The following is a 432-nucleotide window of genomic DNA, read 5'->3' as shown; positions in this document are numbered from 1 at the left end:
TTTCGTCGTCGAGCAGCGTCTCCAGCCTCCGGGACGAGGCGCGCTCGTTCTCCAGGCCGCGCTCGTAAGGCTCCAGCAGCTTCGGGTCGCGCGTCAGCAGGTAGCCGCGGACCCCGGTCTCCTGGTCCAGCAGGGCGGACTCCAGGCGCAGGGCCTCCCGCTGGGCCGGCGCGATCCGGTCGACGAGCCGGTCACCGGCCGCCGTCGTGTTCGACAGCAGGGCGGCGCCGACCACGGCCGTTACGACGACCATCACCCCGAGCAGGGCCAGCACGGACATGAACCACGCGCGCAGGCTCAGCCCGGTACGGCCGGTACGGGGGGTGGGGGGGGCTGTCGGGTCCGGGGCACTCACAAGGAGGTTTTCCATTCGAGGTGGAGTACGGCGACGTCGTCGGCCAGCCCGCCGCTGTCCGCGGCGAGGGTCTGGGC

1 protein-coding gene is annotated in these 432 nt (G+C 72.7%); it reads right to left on the bottom strand.

Going from position 1 to position 432, the window contains the following annotated elements; translation table 11 throughout:
• Positions 1-370: CHASE3 domain-containing protein (locus ADK55_RS19705; RefSeq protein WP_199826573.1), on the bottom strand; the 370-nt coding region annotated here is incomplete at its 3' end.
• Positions 371-432: the final 62 nt, after the last annotated feature.

The sequence above is a fragment of the Streptomyces sp. WM4235 genome (genome assembly GCF_001279725.1).
Taxonomy (GTDB): domain Bacteria; phylum Actinomycetota; class Actinomycetes; order Streptomycetales; family Streptomycetaceae; genus Streptomyces.
The sequence above is the reverse complement of the archived record's forward strand: the minus strand, read 5'-3'. Positions and strand labels throughout refer to the sequence as shown.